The sequence below is a fragment of the Pseudorhodobacter sp. W20_MBD10_FR17 genome, from assembly GCF_052119765.1.
Classification (GTDB): domain Bacteria; phylum Pseudomonadota; class Alphaproteobacteria; order Rhodobacterales; family Rhodobacteraceae; genus Pseudorhodobacter.
In genome coordinates this window covers 1-1,380 of the sequence record NZ_JBGQOQ010000109.1, presented here as the reverse complement: position 1 = coordinate 1,380, position 1,380 = coordinate 1, and the positions used below count along the sequence as shown (strand labels likewise).

1 protein-coding gene is annotated in these 1,380 nt (G+C 57.1%); it reads right to left on the bottom strand.

The genetic code is table 11. The features are described from left to right. Nucleotides 1-281: 281 nt before the first annotated feature. Nucleotides 282-1,295, bottom strand: coding sequence for an IS110 family transposase (locus ACEN2J_RS20800; RefSeq protein WP_442108672.1), 1,014 nt, complete (start codon nucleotides 1,293-1,295; stop codon nucleotides 282-284). Between the last annotated feature and the right edge of the window lie 85 nt (nucleotides 1,296-1,380).

Sequence of the window (1,380 nt, the reverse complement as noted above, 5' to 3'; positions counted from 1 at the left end):
TGTGTGGATGCCCCCGGTTTTGCAAGCTGATTTTTCGACATTTCGGCTGGGCTTCAATCGGTCGTGTGTCAGGCCTCAAAGGTGTGGCCTTTATGACGCCACGGGCCAGTATGCTGTTCGGAAGACGGGACCCACATCGGTTCAGAGAGCTGTAGCGCTCGAGCCCCGGGCCTGGGTTTTCCTGTCTTGAACTTTGAAGTCCGTGTCGCTTACTCCGTCTGTCGATCACCTTGCCCAGGCCTTGCGGCCTACAGCGTTACCCCGCGCCTCGCGACTCGGGATTACGCTATTCTATAGTCCTCGCCTTTTGTCGTCATGGCCCAAACCATCCGTGCCATCTTGTTTGCTAAGGCGACCGCCGCAACCATTCGAGGCTTGCGGGCGACAAGGCTGGCAAGCCACCGGTTGGCGCTGCCGCCCCTGCGCACAACCCATCGGATCACGCTCATGGCTCCGATGATCAGCAGCTTACGGATGTCACATTGACCCATCTTACTGACAGCGCCAAGGCGGGTTTTGCCTCCCGTCGAGTGTTGTCGTGGGACGAGACCTAACCAGGCAGCAAAATTGCGGCCACTGTCGAATGTTTCGAGATCGGGGGCGAAGGCAGCTATTGCGCCAGCGGTCACTGGGCCGATGCCGGGCACCGTGCAAAGACGGCGTAACTCGTCATCCGTTTTCGTTGCGACTTCCAGTTCATCAGCCAGACGCGTGATCACCTTGGTCAGATCGCCGATCTGCTGCACATAAAGCTGCCCCATCTCGCGCACTGTTGTGGGCAAATCAACCTGCGGCCCATTTAGGGCTGCTTGCAGACGCTTGAGATGCACCGGGCCTTTTGGCGCGACCAGACCGAACTCCGCCAGATGCCCTCTGAGCGCATTGATTAGTTGTGTGCGTTGTCTCACAAAGCATTGGTGCGTCCGAAATGCCACGGCGCGCGCTTGTTTCTCAGCGCTCTTCACTGCAACAAAACTCATGCTGGGGCGGGACGCGGCCTCCGCAATTGCCGCTGCGTCGGCAAAATCGTTCTTCTGCCGTTTCACGAAGGGCTTCACATAGATCGCAGGAATGATCCGCACTTCATGGCCATGTGCCTGCGCCATCCGTCCCCAGTAATGCGACGTGGCGCAAGCTTCCATCGCCACAATACAGGGCGTGTGATCCGACAAAAGTTGGATAAGCCGTGACCGCGACACTGATTTGTTGAAAACCGCGACTCCATCGATCTTGACGCCACAAACCTGAAAACTGTTTTTGGCAAGATCGATCGCCAATATGCTAATCTCCGACATGGATGCCTCCCTCTGCTTGGTTGCAATAAAACCATCTTGGCACAATTGATGCCGTTGGGGTGGGGGCATCCACCGCATCAGTTCA

Coding starts and splice junctions, on each gene's coding strand:
- ACEN2J_RS20800 (WP_442108672.1), bottom strand. CDS start 1,295: ATGTCGGAGATTAGCATATTGGCGATCGATCTTGCCAAAAACAGTTTT.